13 protein-coding genes and 1 tRNA gene are annotated in these 16277 nt (G+C 74.0%); 8 read left to right on the top strand and 6 right to left on the bottom strand.

Annotated features, from left to right (window positions below; translation table 11 throughout):
- Nucleotides 1-14 precede the first annotated feature (14 nt).
- Nucleotides 15-2159, bottom strand: a complete 2145-nt coding sequence (locus ACTG9Q_RS19390; protein WP_455574225.1) for a phospholipase — start codon at nt 2157-2159, stop codon at nt 15-17.
- A gap of 227 nt (nt 2160-2386) precedes the next feature.
- On the opposite strand from ACTG9Q_RS19390, the gene ACTG9Q_RS19385 reads away from it, so the two are divergent.
- The 3 genes from ACTG9Q_RS19385 (at nt 2387) to ACTG9Q_RS19375 (ending at nt 8856) form a co-directional block, all read left to right on the top strand.
- Entirely contained in the window at nt 2387-5857 is a 3471-nt protein-coding gene (locus ACTG9Q_RS19385; RefSeq protein WP_455574224.1) for a tetratricopeptide repeat protein, read from the top strand.
- A gap of 408 nt (nt 5858-6265) precedes the next feature.
- Nucleotides 6266-7177 carry an SDR family NAD(P)-dependent oxidoreductase gene (locus tag ACTG9Q_RS19380; protein ID WP_455574223.1) on the top strand — a complete coding sequence of 304 codons (912 nt, stop codon included), beginning with the start codon at nt 6266-6268 and terminating at the stop codon, nt 7175-7177.
- Between the two features lie 263 nt (nt 7178-7440).
- Nucleotides 7441-8856: a diguanylate cyclase gene (locus ACTG9Q_RS19375; protein ID WP_455574222.1), complete on the top strand. Its 1416-nt coding sequence runs from the start codon at nt 7441-7443 to the stop codon at nt 8854-8856.
- Nucleotides 8857-8999: 143 nt separating this feature from the next.
- On the opposite strand, the gene ACTG9Q_RS19370 is transcribed toward ACTG9Q_RS19375, so the two are convergent.
- Together ACTG9Q_RS19370 and ACTG9Q_RS19365 are read right to left on the bottom strand one after the other, a co-directional pair.
- A complete protein-coding gene (locus tag ACTG9Q_RS19370) occupies nt 9000-10391 on the bottom strand; it encodes a S1 family peptidase (RefSeq protein WP_455574221.1) in 1392 nt (463 codons plus the stop codon).
- 163 nt (nt 10392-10554) lie between these two features.
- Nucleotides 10555-11550 (bottom strand): LysR substrate-binding domain-containing protein, encoded by a 996-nt coding sequence (locus ACTG9Q_RS19365; RefSeq protein ID WP_455574220.1) that lies wholly within the window; start codon nt 11548-11550, stop codon nt 10555-10557.
- 284 nt (nt 11551-11834) lie between these two features.
- Here ACTG9Q_RS19365 and ACTG9Q_RS19360 point away from each other — a divergent pair, with 284 nt between their 5' ends.
- Nucleotides 11835-12320: a helix-turn-helix transcriptional regulator gene (locus ACTG9Q_RS19360; protein ID WP_455574219.1), complete on the top strand. Its 486-nt coding sequence runs from the start codon at nt 11835-11837 to the stop codon at nt 12318-12320.
- 3 nt (nt 12321-12323) lie between these two features.
- Here ACTG9Q_RS19360 and ACTG9Q_RS19355 read toward each other — a convergent pair whose 3' ends face one another.
- Nucleotides 12324-13817 (bottom strand): flavin-containing monooxygenase, encoded by a 1494-nt coding sequence (locus ACTG9Q_RS19355; protein WP_455574218.1) that lies wholly within the window; start codon nt 13815-13817, stop codon nt 12324-12326.
- 78 nt (nt 13818-13895) lie between these two features.
- Here ACTG9Q_RS19355 and ACTG9Q_RS19350 point away from each other — a divergent pair, with 78 nt between their 5' ends.
- Together ACTG9Q_RS19350 and ACTG9Q_RS19345 are read left to right on the top strand one after the other, a co-directional pair.
- Nucleotides 13896-14522 carry a TetR/AcrR family transcriptional regulator gene (locus ACTG9Q_RS19350; RefSeq protein WP_455574217.1) on the top strand — a complete coding sequence of 209 codons (627 nt, stop codon included), beginning with the start codon at nt 13896-13898 and terminating at the stop codon, nt 14520-14522.
- 136 nt (nt 14523-14658) lie between these two features.
- The gene (locus tag ACTG9Q_RS19345) at nt 14659-15060 is read left to right on the top strand and encodes a hypothetical protein (RefSeq protein ID WP_455574216.1); all 402 of its coding nucleotides are present in this window, start codon (nt 14659-14661) and stop codon (nt 15058-15060) included.
- Nucleotides 15061-15105: 45 nt separating this feature from the next.
- Here the strand turns inward: ACTG9Q_RS19345 and ACTG9Q_RS19340 are convergent, their stop codons facing one another.
- A complete protein-coding gene (locus tag ACTG9Q_RS19340; protein WP_455574215.1) occupies nt 15106-15327 on the bottom strand; it encodes a DUF3618 domain-containing protein in 222 nt (73 codons plus the stop codon).
- A gap of 99 nt (nt 15328-15426) precedes the next feature.
- Here ACTG9Q_RS19340 and ACTG9Q_RS19335 point away from each other — a divergent pair.
- Nucleotides 15427-15500, top strand: a tRNA-Leu gene (locus ACTG9Q_RS19335).
- A gap of 138 nt (nt 15501-15638) precedes the next feature.
- Here the strand turns inward: ACTG9Q_RS19335 and ACTG9Q_RS19330 are convergent.
- Nucleotides 15639-16097 (bottom strand): GNAT family N-acetyltransferase, encoded by a 459-nt coding sequence (locus tag ACTG9Q_RS19330; protein ID WP_455574214.1) that lies wholly within the window; start codon nt 16095-16097, stop codon nt 15639-15641.
- On the opposite strand from ACTG9Q_RS19330, the gene ACTG9Q_RS19325 reads away from it, so the two are divergent.
- Nucleotides 16042-16242: a YxiG-like protein gene (locus ACTG9Q_RS19325; protein ID WP_455574213.1), complete on the top strand. Its 201-nt coding sequence runs from the start codon at nt 16042-16044 to the stop codon at nt 16240-16242. The two genes, ACTG9Q_RS19330 and ACTG9Q_RS19325, sit on opposite strands and share 56 nt — an antisense overlap.
- Nucleotides 16243-16277: the final 35 nt, after the last annotated feature.

Raw genomic sequence — 16277 nt, 5'->3', positions numbered from 1 at the left:
CGTAGAGGACGCCGTCACCCGCTCCCGGGTTGCTCGCTAGCGTGGCACATGAGGAGTCGTCCCCGGTCAGCTGCCCGCACATGTCGGCGCCCCCGGCAGGCGACCGCGGCGATGATCGCCAGCGCGACCGTCGCCCCGTGCACCACCAGCCCCGCGACGCTCGGCTCGGCCAGCACCGCGGGCCCGCAGGCCAGCGCGGCCAGCAGCCACGGCCCCGGCAGCGAGCTGGTGCCCACCCGGACCGAGTGCAGCAGGTACCACCCGAGCAGCAGGTGGATGATGCCCGCCATCGGGTCGAGCGGGAGCCCGGCCACCGACGCCTGGGGGCCCGCGGCGAACCCGAGCACGCCCAGCGCGGCGTAGGCGACGCCCAGGGCGGCCGCCACGCCGTCCCACCGGGAGAGCCGATCGGCCGCGCCCACCTCCGGGGCGGTGCGCCACTCGAACAGCAGGAACCCGACCAGGCCGGGCACGGCGACGAGCCCGAGGGCGAGCAGCGTCGACGGCTGGGCGAGCCACTGCGCGGCGAACCCCGGGACCGCGCCCGCGGTCAGCGTGGTGAGCAGGCCCGCGATGAGCAGCACCGCGCACAGGTACGCCAGGTAGACCGTCATCGGCGCGGTGCGCACGATCCGCACCACCCGGACCGCGGCGCTCGCGGCGACCGCCCGCACGCCCGGCCCGCGCACCAGCGCCACCAGCGCGACCTGCCCGATCCCGACCAGCAGCACCCCGAGCGCCGATGGCACGAAGCTCGGCGGGCCCGCGGGCTCGGCGATCAGCATGGGCAGCACCCAGCCGACCGCGGTCGCCACCGCGAGGACGCCCGCGGCGAGCACACCCGTGACGACCAGCCAGAACCGCCGCACCCGCCACAGCGAGCCCTCGGCGTAGGAGTGCGCGAGCTGGGCGAACAGCAGCGCCAGGGCGATGCCCGCGGCGTAGTCGGCGACCGTGCTCGGCCCGGCCCACTCCAGCCCGAGCAGGACGGCCAGCCAGACGACGCAGGCCCAGTTCCCCAAGAGGCGGTGCGCGGCGCTGAGCAGTGGCACGAGCGAGACGACCACCAGGGACAGCCCCAGCAGCCACAGCGGCTGCACCACCAGCCGCCGGAACGCGGTGGCGACCTCGGCGGGCGCGGCGAACAGCTCCAGCGACAGGGGCACCGCCAGCCACGCGGTGACCAGGGCCAGCACCGGCCGCAGCAGCCAGCACAGCCGCCCCGCCAGGTACCCGCCGTAGCCGTGGCCGCCCGCCCGCGCGGTCCGCCAGGCCAGCAGGCTCGCGTGGCCGCAGGCGAAGAAGAACAGCGGCACCAGCTGCAGCACCCAGGTCAGCGGCCACAGGGCGGCGGCGGGCACGGCCGTCAGCGGGGCGAAGGCCAGCACCGTCTCGGCCAGCACGACCGCGCCCAGCGCCACCACCCCGGCCAGCCCGACGTACGCCGCGCGGTCGGCGTGGCCGGGGTCGGGCGCGGGCGGCGGGCCCGGCAGCGGGCGCGGCGAGCGCCGGAACACCGGCAGCCGCACGGCCAGCAGCACCACCACCATCACCAGGACCACCGCCCACACCCCGACCGGCTCCGCGGCGGGCGGTCCCCAGCTCTGGTGCCAGGAGTTGACGACCAGGCCGACGGTGAACAGCGAGGCCACGATCCGGCACAGCCCGGCGGAGTCGCGCGGGTTGAGCACGCACTGGGCGTGCATGTCGGCGGACAGGCGCGCGTCGAGGGCGCGGCGGCGCTCGGCGTCGAGCGGGGCGCCGGTGGCCGCGGCGTAGCGGAGCAGGTCGTAGCCGAGGTCGTGGGCCTGGCAGCCGACGGAGAAGTCCCAACGGGTCGCGGTGTCGCCCCAGGGAGCCGAGCAGCCGCCGCCGACGTGCACCACGCGGACCGTGCCGTCCGGCGCGCCGGCCAGGGCGTGCAGGGCCCCGGTGACCTCGGCGAAGTCGGCGGGCAGCAGCGCGGCCGGATCGGTGTGCGGGCGCGGGTCGAGCAGCGCGTCGACCGCGGCGGTGACCGGGCTCGCGGGGACCGCGTCCGGCGGGCGGGGCGCGCGGGAGGCCACCACCGCGTACCCGCAGGCGGCGACGATGATCAACAACAGCCAGCCCAGCCGCAGCCGGACCGGCGCCTTGGCCGCGTTCGTGGTTCCCCCCACCCCGGCAGGCTACCGATCAGCGCGGGCGGCGCACCCCCAGGACGCCGCCCGCCGAACCAGGCTACGGCCTACCGTTGGCAAGAGTCCTGTACTGCGGGCGATCTTCACGCTGGCCCAATAGAATGGCCGCGACCTGCGACAATGTCGCGGCGAGTTGCCCTAGGATGATCGTACCGGCAACTTTCCCGGCAGGCTGGCGGCAAGTTCACCCGAGAGGGGTGGTGCGGATGGGCGGGCAGGGTGCCGCCGCTTTCGGCGAGGTGCTGCGCGCCCACCGGCTGCGGGCCAGGCTCACCCAGCGGCAGCTGGCCGAGCTGTCCGGCGTCAGCGTCCGCGCCCTGCGCTACATCGAACGCGGGTCGGTCGAGCACCCGCGGTCGGACTCGGTGCGCAAGCTCGCCGCCGCTGTCGGCGTCGCCCCCGAGGACCTCACCCGGCGCGCGGGCGAGACCGCGCCGCCGCAGACCGCCCGGCTGGGGCTGGGCGTCCTCGGCGCTCTCAGCGTGGCACACGGGGGGCGCGCGGTCGAGGTGGGCGCGCACAAACAGCGGTCCCTCCTGGCACTCCTGGCGCTGCGCGCCAACCAGCCCGTGCGCCGGGAGGAGATCGTCGACGTCCTGTGGGGCGACCGGCCGCCCGACACCTGCGTCGGCCTGGTGCACACCTACGTCTCCCGCCTGCGGCGGGCGCTGGGCGCGGTCAGCAGGCGCAATCGGACGCTGATCACGTCGGTGCCCGGCGGGTACACCCTGGACGTGCGGCCCGAGCAGGTCGACGCGCTGGTGTTCGAGGACCTGCTGACCCGCGCCGAGGCCCGCGCGCGCACCGACCCGGCCGCCGCCCTCGACCTCTACGACCGCGCGCTGGCCTGCTGGCGCGGCCCCGCCCTGGCCGACCTGGGCAGCAGGCTGCGCAGCCACCCCGCCACGATCGGGCTGGCGGTGCGCCGCCGTCAGGCCGCGCTGGCGCACGCCGACCTGGCACTGGCCCTGGGCAGACCGGCGGTGGCCGTGGAGCGGGTTCGGCCGCTGACCCAGGAGGAGCCGCTGCACGAGGGCCTGCACGCCCGGCTGATCCTGGCCCTGGCGGGCACCGGCGAGCAGGCCGCCGCGCTGCGGGTGTTCGCCGAGATCCGGGCCCGCCTCGGCGACGAGCTGGGGGTGGAGCCGGGCACCGAGATCCGCGCGGCGCACCTGCGGGTGCTGCGCGCGCCGGACCCAGGCCCCGACCCGCGGCGCGCCCCCGCGCAGCTGCCGCCGGACCCGCCGGGGTTCGTCGGCCGCCGCGCGGCGCTGGCGGGGCTCACCGCGCTGCTGCCCACGCCGGAGCGGCAGGCGGGCGCGGTGGTGGCGGTGGTCTCGGGCAGCGCGGGCGTGGGCAAGACGGCGCTGGCCGTGCACTGGGCCCACCAGGTGCGCGACCGGTTCCCCGACGGGCAGCTCAGCGTCGACCTGCGCGGGTACGCCTCGCGGACGCCGCCGTCGACCCACGAGGTGCTGGTGCGGTTCCTGCACGCCCTCGGCGTGCCGCCGGAGCGGGTGCCGGTCGACGGCGACGAGGCCATCGGGCTGTACCGGACGATGCTGGCCGGGCGGCGGGTGCTGGTGCTGCTGGACAACGCCGCCACCGCCGAGCAGGTGCGCCCGCTGCTGCCCGGCGCCCCGGGCTGCCTGGTCCTCATCACCAGCCGCGACCGGCTCACCGGCCTCACCGCCCGCGACGGCGCGCACTCGGTGCCGCTGGACGTGCTCGCCCCCGCCGAGTCGGTGGACCTGCTCGGCGGGCTGCTGGGCGAGGGCCGGGCCCGGCGGGAGGCGCGCGCGGCCGCCGAGCTGGCCGACACCTGCGGGCACCTGCCGCTGGCGCTGCGCATCGCCGGGGCGAACCTGGCGGTGCGCCCCGGCGACAGCGTGGCCGACCACACCCGGGAGCTGCGCGCACGTGGTCGGCTCAGCGGGCTGGCCGTCGACGGCGACGAGTCCGCGGCCGTGCGGGCGGCCTTCGACCTGTCCTACGACAAGCTCGCGCCCGCGGCGCGGCGGCTGTTCCGGCTGCTCGGGCTGGTGCCCGGCGCCGACGTCGACCTGGCGGCGGCCACCGCGCTGGCGGGCCTGGCCCCGGCGGCGACCACCCGGCTGCTGAGCGTGCTGGTGCAGGGCAACCTGATCCGCGAGTCCGCGCCCGGCCGCCACGCCTTCCACGACCTGCTGCGGGAGTACGCCCGCAGCCGGGCCGGGAGCGAGGACCGCCCCGCCGAGCGCAGGGCCGCGCTGGCCAGGCTGTTCGACCACTACATCGAGTCGATCCGCGCGCACAGCGCGGTGCTGTGGCAGATCGGGGCGCCCGCGGTGACCAGCCCCGGTGCGGAGCGCTCGGCACTGGCGTGGCTGGACGACGAGCGCGCCAACCTGGTGGCCTCCACCATCGCCGCACCCGAGATCGGCCTGCCGTCGCACTCGTGGCGCCTCGCCGAGGCCCTGCGGGGCTACTTCGTCAACCGCGGCGGCGGCGCCGACGGGGTGATCGCCGCGACCGCCGCACTGACCGCGGCCCGCGCCGCCGGTGACGTCGACGCCGAGGCGTCGGTGCACGACCTGCTGGGCCTGGTGCACTGCAACCTCAGCGACTACGCGGCGGCGGTGGAGCACCACCGGTGGGCGCTGGAGCTGAGCCGGGGCACGGGCAACCGGGTGGTCGAGGCCGCCGCCCTGCACAACCTGGGCCGGGCGTACTCCCAGCTCGGCCAGCCCGCCCAGGCCGAGGCGTTCTACGAGGAAGCCCTGGTGATCAACCGCGCGATCGGCAACCGCAGGGGCGAGGCGGCGGCCCTGCACTACACCGGGGCGGTCGCGCTGTCGCTGGGCAAGCCCGAGGCGGCGATCCAGCGGCACACCGAGGCACTGGAGCTCTCGACGCGGATCGACCACCGGCAGGTCCAGGGAGCCGCGGCGCAGGGGCTCGGGCTGGCGTACTGGGCGCTCGGGGACCTGCGGATGGCGGCGGAGTGCTACCAGCGCGCCCTGGCGGTGTGCAGGCGCTACGGCTACCGCCACGGCGAGGTGGCGATGCTGGTGTGCCTGGCCGAGACCGGCCTGGACGCCGGGGAGTTCACCGAGAGCGCCGCCGGGGTCCGCACGGCCCTGGACCTGGCGCGGCAGCTGGGCGAGCGCCGCCACGAGGTGAGCGCGCTGGACGTGCTGGCCACCATCCAGCAGCGCACCGGCGAGTGGTCGGCGGCGGCCAAGCACTACCAGGCGGCGCTGGACCTGGCCCGCGAGATCCACTTCGGCTACGGCGAGGCGTCGGTCCTGACCGGCCTGTGCGCCCTGGCCCGCCGGACCGGGGACCTGGAGTCCGCCGTCCGGCACGGGACGGCGGCGCTGGCGCTGATGCGCGACACCGGGATGCGGCTGCTGGAAGGCAGGGCCCTCACCGAACTGGCCCACGCCTTCCTCGACGCGGGCGAGACCGCCACCGCGGCGGACTTCGCCGAGCAGAGCCTGGCGGTGACCGAGCGGGCAGGCCAACGCCTGGCCCGCGGCCGCGCCCGGCACGTGCGGGCACTGGTGCGGCAGGTGTCGGGCGACATCTCGGGCGCGGTCGCGGACTGGGGAGCGGCGCTGTCGATCTTCGCCGAGCTGCGGGTACCGGAGGAAGCCCACGTGAAGGCCCTCCTGGCCGCCTTCGCCCGCCCATGACCGCGCCCGTTCGCTGCTCTGCTCACCCTGGGTCGGGTGGCACGGGACTGGTGGGCTTGGTCTTCGCGGAACGCTGGTACCGCGACTTGCGCGATGCCTTGCTGCGGTGCTTGGAACGTTACCGGCGAGCAGTGCATGAGATGCCCTGATTACTTTCAGCGACAGCTGACATAACAGGGTGTTAAGCGGTGCCGGCGACAGCCAAGGTGTTCGGCGCGCCTGTTCAGCCCGACTGAACCGATTTGGTGAGTTTCTGGCGCTTTACCGCCGGAACCTGCCGCTCGGCGTCTGCCCGGCCCGTGTTCCACCTCCGGACTGGACACTCGACACCAGCCGGTGCGGCAGTGAGCCGCTGTACGCCGTGGGGTCGCGGTGTTGATCGGGGCCGGCTGTCGGGAGAGACACGAGATGAACAGCACTGTGGGCCACACCGGGGACAGCGGCATGGACGGCAAGGCGGTCGTGGTCACCGGGGCCGGGCGGGGGCTGGGGGCGGCCTTCGCCACGTACCTCGCCGCGTCGGGGGCCGGGGTCGTGGTCAACGACGTCGACGCCGACGTGGTCGGTGAGGTGTGCGAGCGGATCAGGGCGGCGGGTGGGGCGGCGGTGCCGTGCGTCGCCTCGGTCGCCGACCCGCTGGACGCCGAGCGGATCGTCGACACCGCGGTGACGGAGTTCGGCGCGCTGCACGGGCTGGTCAACAACGCCGGGCTCAACTACTCGGCCATGCCGTGGGAGGACGACCCGGCCAGGGCGCGCGAGCTGGTCGAGGTCAACGTGCTCGGGGTGGTCAACGTCGGGCTGGCCGCGATCGCGCGGATGCGGGAGGCGGGCTCGGGCTCGATCGTCAACGTGTCCTCCGGGGCCCTGCTCGGCCAGCGCGGGCTCGGCGTGTACGCCGCCAGCAAGGGCGCGGTGGCCTCGCTGACCTGGTCGTGGGCACTGGACCTGGAGGACGCGGGCATCCGGGTCAACGCGCTGTGCCCCAAGGCGTACACCCGGATGGTGTGGGAGTCCCCGCGCAGGGCCGAGCTGTCCGGGCCGACGGAGACCCCGGACCGGATCGCGCCGGTGGTGCGGTTCCTGCTGTCGGACCGCGCGGCGGGGATCACCGGGCAGGTGGTGCGCTGCACGGGGACGCGGCTGCACCTGCTGGGCAGCCCGTCCTTCAAGGCGCCCGTGCTGGAGCGCGACGAGTGGGACCTGGCCTCGGTGGAGCGGGCGTTCGCCGAGGTGCTGGGCGGGGTGCTCGAGCCCTACGGCCTGGAGCGCCGCCAGCCGCCGTCGCTGCGGGAGTGGCAGACACCCGCGCTCAGGTGAGTTCGGTCACGTTGCCCGCGAACGATCACGTGCACCAGCATCAGCTGACCGGCCCACCTGGTCCGTTCAGCGGCAGGTGGCCGTGCCGAAAGGACTACCGTGGGCACGGGGGTCGACACGCGCGGCGGGCGCGGGGCGACGGTGTCGGTGGAACCCGGTCGTGGCTCCCGCGTCCAGCTCTGCGACAGCGTGAGGAGGTGGCGACGACGGGCCACGGAAGCATCACCAATCGCGACTCATCGGGGTCTCCTCCCTCACCGGAGATGTCCGAACCGGACGGCGCCAATCCGGACGGCACCGAACCGGCCTGCACGAAATCGGACCGCACCGGGAACAACGACGGGACAGGGGTCGAGGTCACCGGTCCCGGCTCATCGGACACACCTCCCGCGGGGTCCACACCGGACGCCGGGGCCACGGCCAGTGTGCCCCAGCCGGTGCCGCGGCGGCTGGCTGGGCGCCCGCGCCTGGCCGACCTGCCCCGCCCGGCCCGCGGCTACGTGGTGGCGTTCGAGGCGGTCACGGTGGCCACCGCCGTCGCCGCCATGGCCACCGCGGCGGCGCCGGGGGCACTGGACTGGCGGCGCTTCCTCGTCCTGGTCGCCGCGGGCGCCGCGCACCGCTGGCTCTCGCGGCGCACCGAGGAGGCCCGCCGCGACCAGGCATCCGGCCCGCACATGGACACCAGCGTGGTGTGGATTCTGCCCGGCATGGTGCTGCTGCCCGCCTGGATGGCGGTGGCCGCGCTGATCCTGCTGCGCGCGCAGCTGTACCCGGTGGCCCGCCGCCCGCTCTACCGCTACACCTTCGGCACGGCGGGCATCCTGCTGGCCGCGCTGGCGTCGATGGCGGTCGTCCGCCTGGCCGGGGTGACGGTCGACGCGTCCTTCGGGGTCCGGGACACGCTGGTCCTGGCGGGCGCGGGCGCGGCCTACTTCCTGGTCAACGCCGCCGCGGTCGCCGGGGTGATCGCCCTGTCGAGCGAGCGGCCCACCTGGGAGGCGATCGCGGGCACCCGCCGGGACAACCTGGGCGGCGCGCTGATGGTCTGCCTCGCGGTGGTCGCCGCCCTGGCCATCGCCCACGCCTGGATGGCGCCGCTGTTCCTCGTCCCGCTGCTGGCCGCCCTGGACTGGGGCGCGCTGCAGATCGAGACCGCGCGGGGCGACGCCCGCACCGATTACAAGACCCAGCTGCTCAACAGCCGCGGCTGGCACGAGGAGGCGGGCCGCGAGGTGGCCAGGGCCAGGCGCTCGGCGGGCGCGCTGGCCGTGGCGGTGATCGACCTGGACCACTTCAAGCAGGTCAACGACACCTGGGGCCACCCGGCGGGGGACGCGGTCCTGCGCGCGGTCGGCGCGGTGCTGCGCGAGACGACCCGCCACGGCGACGTGGTCGGGCGCTTCGGCGGCGAGGAGTTCGTCCTGCTGCTGCCCGACACCGACGCGGTCGCCGCGCTGGCCGTCGCCGAGCGGGTGCGGCGCGGGATCGCCGAGATGCGGGTCTCCGCCACCGACAAGCGCGGGCGGCGGGTGACCATCTTCGGGCGCACCACGTCCATCGGGATCGCCGGGGGCGCGGGGCCGCGCACCGACCTGGACACGCTGCTGCGGTCGGCGGACGCGGCGCTGTACGAGGCGAAGCGGCACGGCCGCGACCGCATCCGCGTCGCGACCTGACCGTCGCGGAACCGACCGTCGTGAACCAGCCGTCGCGAGCCGTCGTGAACTGGCCGTCGTGAACTGGCCACCGTGAACTGGCGACGCGCCCCACCCTGGGACGGGGTGGGGCGCGTCGGTTGGACAGGGCCTAAGCGCGAGTGCTACGGCCTGCCTGCCTTCAGGGTGTAGCTGCCGGAGCCGCTGTAGGCGAGCACGGACCAGCGGTAGTAGCCCGCGGTGCCGTTGTAGGAGACGGTCTCACTGGCCGACGGCGTGGTGCCGCTGGCCACCGACGCCCACGCCGAGCCGTTCCACTTCTGCAGGTACAGGTCGAAGTCGCTGCCGGACGGGCCGGTCAGGCAGCCCTTGTGGGTGCCGGAGACCTGCGAGGTGTAGTAGCTGCCGTTCGGCTGCACCTGCTGGCCGCCGCTGGAGAGCGACCCGGTGTAGGTGGTGGTGGCGCCGGAGCAGTCGCCCGGCGGCGGCGGGTTGGGGCCGCCGCCGCTGGTGATCAGCGTGCGCCCGTAGACCTGCAGGATCTCGTTGACCGGCTGGAAGTAGGTCGTCCCGCCGGTGCGGCAGTTGCCCGACCCGCCCGAGGTGACGCCCTGGGCCTGGCTGCCCGAGATCGCCGAGCCGCCGGAGTCGCCCGGCTCGGCGCAGGCCGAGGTGCGGATGAGGCCGGTGATGGTGCCCTCGGGGTAGGTGACCGAGGAGTTGCGGGCCTGGATGGTGCCGCAGCGCCAGCCCGTGGTCGAGCCGGAGCGGCAGATCGACGAGCCGACCGGCGCGTCCTGGGAACCGGCGACCGCCACGCGTCCGCCGGAGTAGTTGTTCACCGCGCCGATCAGGGTGTTGCCGGAGGCGACGTTGACCACCGCGTAGTCGTTGCCGGGGAAGCTGGACCCGGCGAAGGTGCCGCTGGGCTGGGTGGTCGAGGCGCCCGTGCGGCCGCAGTGGCCCGCGGTGACGAACCCGCCGTTGACCGAGAAGCCGACCGAGCAGCGCGATCCGCTGCCGATGTAGTACGCGTTGCCGCCCACCACGTCGATCAGCGGGCGCGGGGACTCGGTGGACGCCTCGACGCGGACCGCGCGGGCGGGCACGCCGCTGGCCGCGACGAAGCGGTGCGCGGCGGCGAGGCCGTCCTGGCGGGCCAGGACGGTGACGGAGTTGGTCTGGATGTCGACGTACCAGCCGACGACCGAGCGCGGGCTCGTGGCCTTGTTCGCGTCGAGCCTGCCCTTGAGCGCGTCGAGGGTCGACTCGCTGCGGGCGACCATGCGGACCTCGGCGCCGTTGGCCCGCGCGGTGCGCGCCGAGGCCGGGTCGGTGGCCGCGACGACGAGCGCGCCCTTGGCCGCGTCGTACCAGCTGCCGCCGAAGCGGCTGCCGAGGCCCTTGCGGATGGCGCGGTCCGCGCGGGAGGCGCTGGCCTCGTCCGCGAGCCGGGCCGTGGCCTGGTCGGGGGTCAGGCCCAGGTCGCGCTGGAGGGCGCTGTGCATCTGGGCGGTGTCGGTGGGGGCCGCGGACACCGTGGGGGCGAGTGCCACGAATGTTCCTGCGGCCGCTAATACGGCCGCGAGCAAGGCAGGAGTAGTCCTAGCCATGCCGTCTCCTCTGAACGCAGGGGCGAGATTACGACGATGGCTGCCACCCGGGTAGGCAGTGGACGAACGGTAACCAGAGAAATCGGTCACAGGTAATAACACTTGGTCATAGCACCGAGCGCGCCTTGCCCGGCTGCTCCACCCCGAACATCGGGAACCGCTCCAGGAAGCGGGCGTAGCGGGGCCTGCGGGTGATCACGTCGAGGTACGCCGCGCCCGCCAGTTTGACCAGCTGGTCGGCGAACGGGGCGGTGGCGCTGTCGGGGTGCCAGCCGATGAGGTTGCGCCAGCGCAGCGGGTTGCCCGCGATCGGCACGGCCACGACGCCGGGCATCTCGCGGAACATCGGCTGGCACAGGACCACCGCGTCGCCCGCCTCCACCATGTCGATGCAGGTCACCACGTCGGTCTCGTACAGCGTGCGGGGGGTGAAGCCCGAGCGGGCGCAGGCCATGGCGAAGCACTCGGCGAAGCAGCCGTCGCCGGGGGTGGCGCCCCACTGCTCGCCCGCGAGCGCGGACAGCTCGACCTCGGGCTGCGACGCCTGGGCGTGGTCGGTGGACAGCAGCACGAACACCGGGTCGGTGGCCAGGGTGCGCCAGTTCAGGCCGGGCTGGGCCGGTGGCGGGGCGTCGCCGCAGACGCCGACGAGGGCGTAGTCGACGCGGCCGTCGGCGAGCATCCCGGCCAGCTCCTCCGACGACCAGGACACGTGGGTGGTGACGTCGAGGTCGGGGTGCACGGCGTTGAGGTGGTGCACGAGCCCGCCGAGGACGGGGCCGGTGGCCGAGCCCAGGCGCAGCCGGGCCGGGGTGTCGCCGGGCTGGGCCGCGGTGTTGGCGAAGCGGGCGGCCTCCTCGCGCAGGCCGGAGACCGCGGGCAGCAGCAGCTTGGCGCGGGCGAGCACCAGCTCGCCCAGCGGGGTCGGCCGGGCGCCGCGGCGGTCGCGCTCGAACAGCGGTCCGCCCAGGGCGCGCTCGATGCGGTGGAGCTGGGCGGTGAGGGCGGGCTGGGCCAGCCCGAGCGTCGAGGCCGCCTTGGTGATGCTGCCCGCCTCGGCGACGGCGCAGATGATCCGGAAATGGCGCAGTTCCAGCTCCATGGCCCAACGCTAGGCCGCGGGTCCCGGCTCGCCAAGCGATCGCGGCCATCGGCGGCCGGGATGGCCGGTGTTGGGTGAAGACGGTGGATGATGTCGATTCGTGAGCCCCGGCCAGGACGCCGCCGCCACCGCGTTGCCACACCGAGATCAGGTGTACATGGGAATGGCGACCACCCGTTCGGCCTAACTTGCGCGGGAATCGGCGGAATCCGCGTCAGAAAGGGCCGGTTCGGCACTTCCGTTCATGTCCGGCGTCGACCGGGCTTGCGGGGAAGGGAGCTGACGTGCGCATCGAGGCGGCCGTCTACCAGCGGGTGCTCGGCGACGAGTTGCGCAAGGTGCGCAAACGGCGCGGGTGGACGCGCAAGGAGCTCAACGACCGGCTGCAGACCGAGATCTCCCTGCAGACCCTCGCCACCTACGAACTCGGCACCCGGCAGTGCTCCGTCGTGCGGTTCGTGGAGCTGTGCATGGCGCTGGAGGAGCTGCCGCACGTGGTCATGTCGCGGGTGCACGACCGCGTCTTCGCGGGCACCCCGAGCGGCCGGGTCCACGTCGACCTGCGGCGGGTGGTCGGCGACGCGCGGGTCGAGCTGACGCCGCTGCGCCGCTGGGCAGCCGGGCGGCTGGCGGGCCACGTCGGACCGGAGCCGCCGATCGTGCTCCTGGACAGCGACGCCCTGGAGCGCCTCGCCGAGCTGTGCAGGCTGGAGACCGTGGAGCTGATCTCCAAGCTGCGCCCGCTCGCCGCCCCGGAACCCGCGCCCTGACCCCTACTTGGCCACCAGCTCGCGGCGGCGGGCGACGACCTCGTACGCCGCCGGGTCGACGGCGCGGGTCTGCAGCCAGTAGCGCCAGGTGAAGCCCGGCCAGATGGTGCGGTTGACGCCCTGGGAGTCCAGGTACCAGCTCGTGCAGCCGCCCCGCGTCCACACGCCGTCGGCCAGCCTGCGCTGGATCTCGGCGTTGAACCGGTCCTGGGCGCCCTGGCGGACCTCGATGGACTGCCCGCCGTGCCGGTCCACCAGCCGCAGCGCGTCGGCGATGTGGCGGATCTGGGACTCGATCATGAAGACCACCGAGTTGTGGCCGAGGCCGGTGTTCGGGCCGAGCAGGAAGAACAGGTTGGGGAAGCCCGCGACGGTGATCCCCTGGTAGGTGTTGATCCCCTTCTCCCGCCACGTCTTGGCCAGGTCCACCCCGTCGCGGCCGGTGATGTCGAGGTGGTCGAAGGCATCGGTGACGTGGAAGCCGGTGCCGTAGATGATCGCGTCGACCTCGTGCTCGCGGCCGTCCCCGCCCACGACGCTGTTCGCGCGCACCTCGGCGACGCCGGAGGTGTCGAGGTCGACGTTGGGGCGGTTGAAGGTCGGGTAGTAGTCGTTGGAGATCAGCACCCGCTTGCAGCCCATGACGTAGTCCGGGGTCAGCTTGGCGACCATCTCCGGGTCCTTGACCGAGCGCCGGATGTTCCACGCCGCCAGGCGCGACGCGGCTTTGAGCACGCCGAGACTTCCGTTGAAGCCGACCGCGCGCACCTCGTTGAGCCAGTACAGGAACCCGCGGTACGCCTTCTGCGCGCCGGGGAGCGCGGCGAACGCCTTCTGCGACCACGCGGGCATGGCGTGGTCGGGCTTGGGCATCACCCACGGCGCGGTGCGCTGGAACAGCGTCAGCCGCTCGACCTCGGGCGCGATCCGGGGCACGAACTGGACCGCGCTCGCGCCGGTGCCGATGACGGCCACCCGCTTGCCGCTCAGGTCGTAGTCGTGGTCCCACCGCGCGGAGTGGAAGGTCCTGCCCTGGAAGTTCTCGATCCCCGGCAGCGCGGGGACGGCGGGCAGGTGCAGCGCGCCGATGCCCGCGACCAGGTACTGGGCGACGTAGGTGTCGCCGGTCGTGGTGGCGATGTGCCAGCGGGCCTCGTCGGCGTCCCAGCGCGCGCCCGCGACCTCGCAGTCGAAGCGGGTGTGGCGGCGCAGGCCCCACTTCTCGGCGACCGCGCGCATGTAGGCCCAGATCTCCGGCTGCGGCGCGAAGGAGCGCGACCAGTCGGCCTTGGGCTCGAAGGAGAAGGAGTACATGTGGGACTGGATGTCGCAAGCGCAGCCCGGGTAGGTGTTGTCGCGCCAGGTCCCGCCGAAGTCGGCGGCCTTCTCCAGCACGACGAAGTCGTCGCGGCCCTCGCGGCGCAGCTGGATGGCCATCCCCATGCCGGAGAACCCGGTCCCGATGACCACCACACCGGTGTGGATGAGCTTGCCCATGCCCGGTCCTCCATGCTCGTGACTGTTACTCGCGGTCCATCCTACTGGGAGTAGGTTACTTCGGGTAGAGTCAATCTCGTGACCACGACGGAGCGACGCAAGCGGATGCCGCGCGCTGAGCGCGAGCGGCAGATGATGGCGGTCGCCGAGGAGATCTTCGCCGAGCGCGGGTACCTGGCCACCTCCGTCGACGACATCGCCGAGCGCTGCGGCGTCTCCAAGCCGATGATCTACGAGTACTTCGGCTCGAAGGAGGGCCTGCTCGTCGCCTGCATCCGCGCCGCGCGCACGGAGCTGGCGCGGGCCACCACCGAGGCCGTCGTCGGGGCGCGGACCGCCGAGGAGGCGCTGCGCCGGGGTGTCACCGCGTTCTTCCGCTTCACCGACTCCCACCGCAGGGCCTGGTCGCTGATGCTGCGCGGGGCGGCGGCCGCCGCGGGCCCGGCCGCCGCCGAGGAGATCGAGGCCGGGCGCCAGGAGCAGGTCGAGATCGACATCGCGCTGTTCCGCGCTTTCGTGCCCGACGCGCCGCCGGTGCTGCTGGAGGCGGCGGCGCAGATCGTCGTGGGCGCCTGCGAGCGACTGTCCCTGTGGTACGTCAACCAGGACGATTCGGTCAGCGCGGACGAGGCGGCCGGATACCTGCTGACCTCGCTTTGGGACGGCCTGAGTGGCCTGATCGGTCCGACTCACCCGCCCGGGTGAGATACATTACCGATTCCGGGCTCACAACATGCACATTCGGCGCGCGAGAACACAGCCGATTGGGTTTAGTGCGTCATAGGACGGATGAGCGGCAGTCCACACTGGTGGAACGCCGACGACCTGAGGGGCGCGAGTCATGTTCGAGCCGATCCTGGCCAACTACACACCCGACGGCGACGACTGGGCGGTCGAGGTCACCGCGGCGGGCAAGACGCTCACCGCCACCGCGCCCGGCCTGATCGCCGCCCGCGACCGGGCCGACCAGCTCGTCGAGGAGCTGGTGCCCGGCGACAACGTCCGCACGGTCGTGCACACCCTCGACGGGGACGCCTTCGGCTTCACCGAGGCCTACCTGTCCGCCCGCCTGGCCAAGCCCGCCGACGACCTTGCCAGCGACCCCGCAGGCGATTCCGCAGACGAATCCGCCGACAACTCCGGGAGCCCCGCCGAGGAGGCCGAGCCCGCCGAAGCGGACAAGGCGGTCACCCCGGCGCCGCGAGCGGCGAAGGAGACCCCGGTCGCCGAGCCCGCGGGCTGAGACCAGCCGAACAGGGCCGGCGGGACAAGGCCAGCGGAACAGGGGTCAGCGGAACAGGCCGCGCACGATCAGCAGCCCGACCACCACGCCGACCCCGATCAGGGCGTAGCGCACCTTCGGGTCGTCGAGGGTGGACCGCGCGCTGGCCTTGGCGCTGTCGACCATCCGCTTGGGGCTGGCCTTCTCGCCCAGGTGGTCGAGCGTGACCGCCAGCGCGTCGCGCGCCTGCTCGATCTCGCGCTGGATGGTCTCGGGGTCGCGGGCCACGTGTCCTCCTCGCCGGGCGGGGGTGCTGCCCCACGGTAGATCACCGGCCCTTCCGCCTTCCGCATGGGCCACCAGTAGGCTGACCGGGCTACCACGCGGGGGGCCGTAGCCCAATTGGCAGAGGCACACGGTTTAGGTCCGTGCCAGTGAGAGTTCGAGTCTCTCCGGCCCCACGACAGCGCCGACCAGCGGTTACATGGCCAGGTCTGGTCGGTGTGAGAACTCGGGTTGGTCTGTCCCAGGTCCGCCGTGCGGCAGAGGTGGACGTTCGGAATCGCGCGACTCGCGGCTTGAGCGGTGCCGTCACGGGGTCAGCGACCGCAGCGGTCCACACGCTTCCAGGGCCAGGCCGTGGCGAGCCAGTGTGCGACGGCGTCGGCGAGTGGCAGGTCGAGGCCCGATCTGTCGGCCCGCACCCAGGACTGCACCGTGACGTCCCACTCCTCGGAGGCCGAGGGGTACAGGTAGACGCAACCGATGACGTCGTCCTCGCCCGGGTCGAGGACGGTGAAGGTGAAACCGGCGCCCCGCGTGAAGTCGTCGGCGTGGCGGCGAAGGTCGGTGAGGTTCTCCTCGAGCGTCATGCCGTCGCGTGGTGGCCAGTCGCCGTCCGGATAGCCGGGAGTGGAGCGTATGTGCTCGATGCTCGACATCCAGGCGGCATGATCGGCCGCATTGTGCCGCGGCCCCAGCGGTTCGAGGCGGAACCGGTCGGTGACGAGTGAGGTCGGCGGGTCGAAGCCGACCGGCACGAACTCATCCGCGGTCACAACCGGGAGCATACTGCGCTACCGCTTCACCCACTGCGTCCGCGCGTCGGTGACGTCGGCCGTGCCCGCGGCGGTGTGGAGCCGATCCCTGGACGACAGGCTGACCCGGCTGGAGCCGGGCCACACGCCGTTCACGACAGACTGACCCGACGACGGCCCGCCGCGGGCTCGCGGCGGGCC

It is taken from the genome of Actinokineospora lacus (assembly GCF_053813445.1).
Note: the sequence above shows the minus strand (reverse complement) of the source record. Positions and strands in the feature narration are given on the sequence as shown.

Bases quoted from the DNA above. Each gene is read 5' to 3' on its own strand.
- ACTG9Q_RS19345 (WP_455574216.1), top strand. From the start codon at position 14,659: ATGTTCGAGCCGATCCTGGCCAACTACACACCCGACGGCGACGACTGG.
- ACTG9Q_RS19385 (WP_455574224.1), top strand. From the start codon at position 2,387: ATGGGCGGGCAGGGTGCCGCCGCTTTCGGCGAGGTGCTGCGCGCCCAC.
- ACTG9Q_RS19375 (WP_455574222.1), top strand. From the start codon at position 7,441: ATGTCCGAACCGGACGGCGCCAATCCGGACGGCACCGAACCGGCCTGC.
- ACTG9Q_RS19355 (WP_455574218.1), bottom strand. From the start codon at position 13,817: ATGGGCAAGCTCATCCACACCGGTGTGGTGGTCATCGGGACCGGGTTC.
- ACTG9Q_RS19380 (WP_455574223.1), top strand. From the start codon at position 6,266: ATGAACAGCACTGTGGGCCACACCGGGGACAGCGGCATGGACGGCAAG.
- ACTG9Q_RS19365 (WP_455574220.1), bottom strand. From the start codon at position 11,550: ATGGAGCTGGAACTGCGCCATTTCCGGATCATCTGCGCCGTCGCCGAG.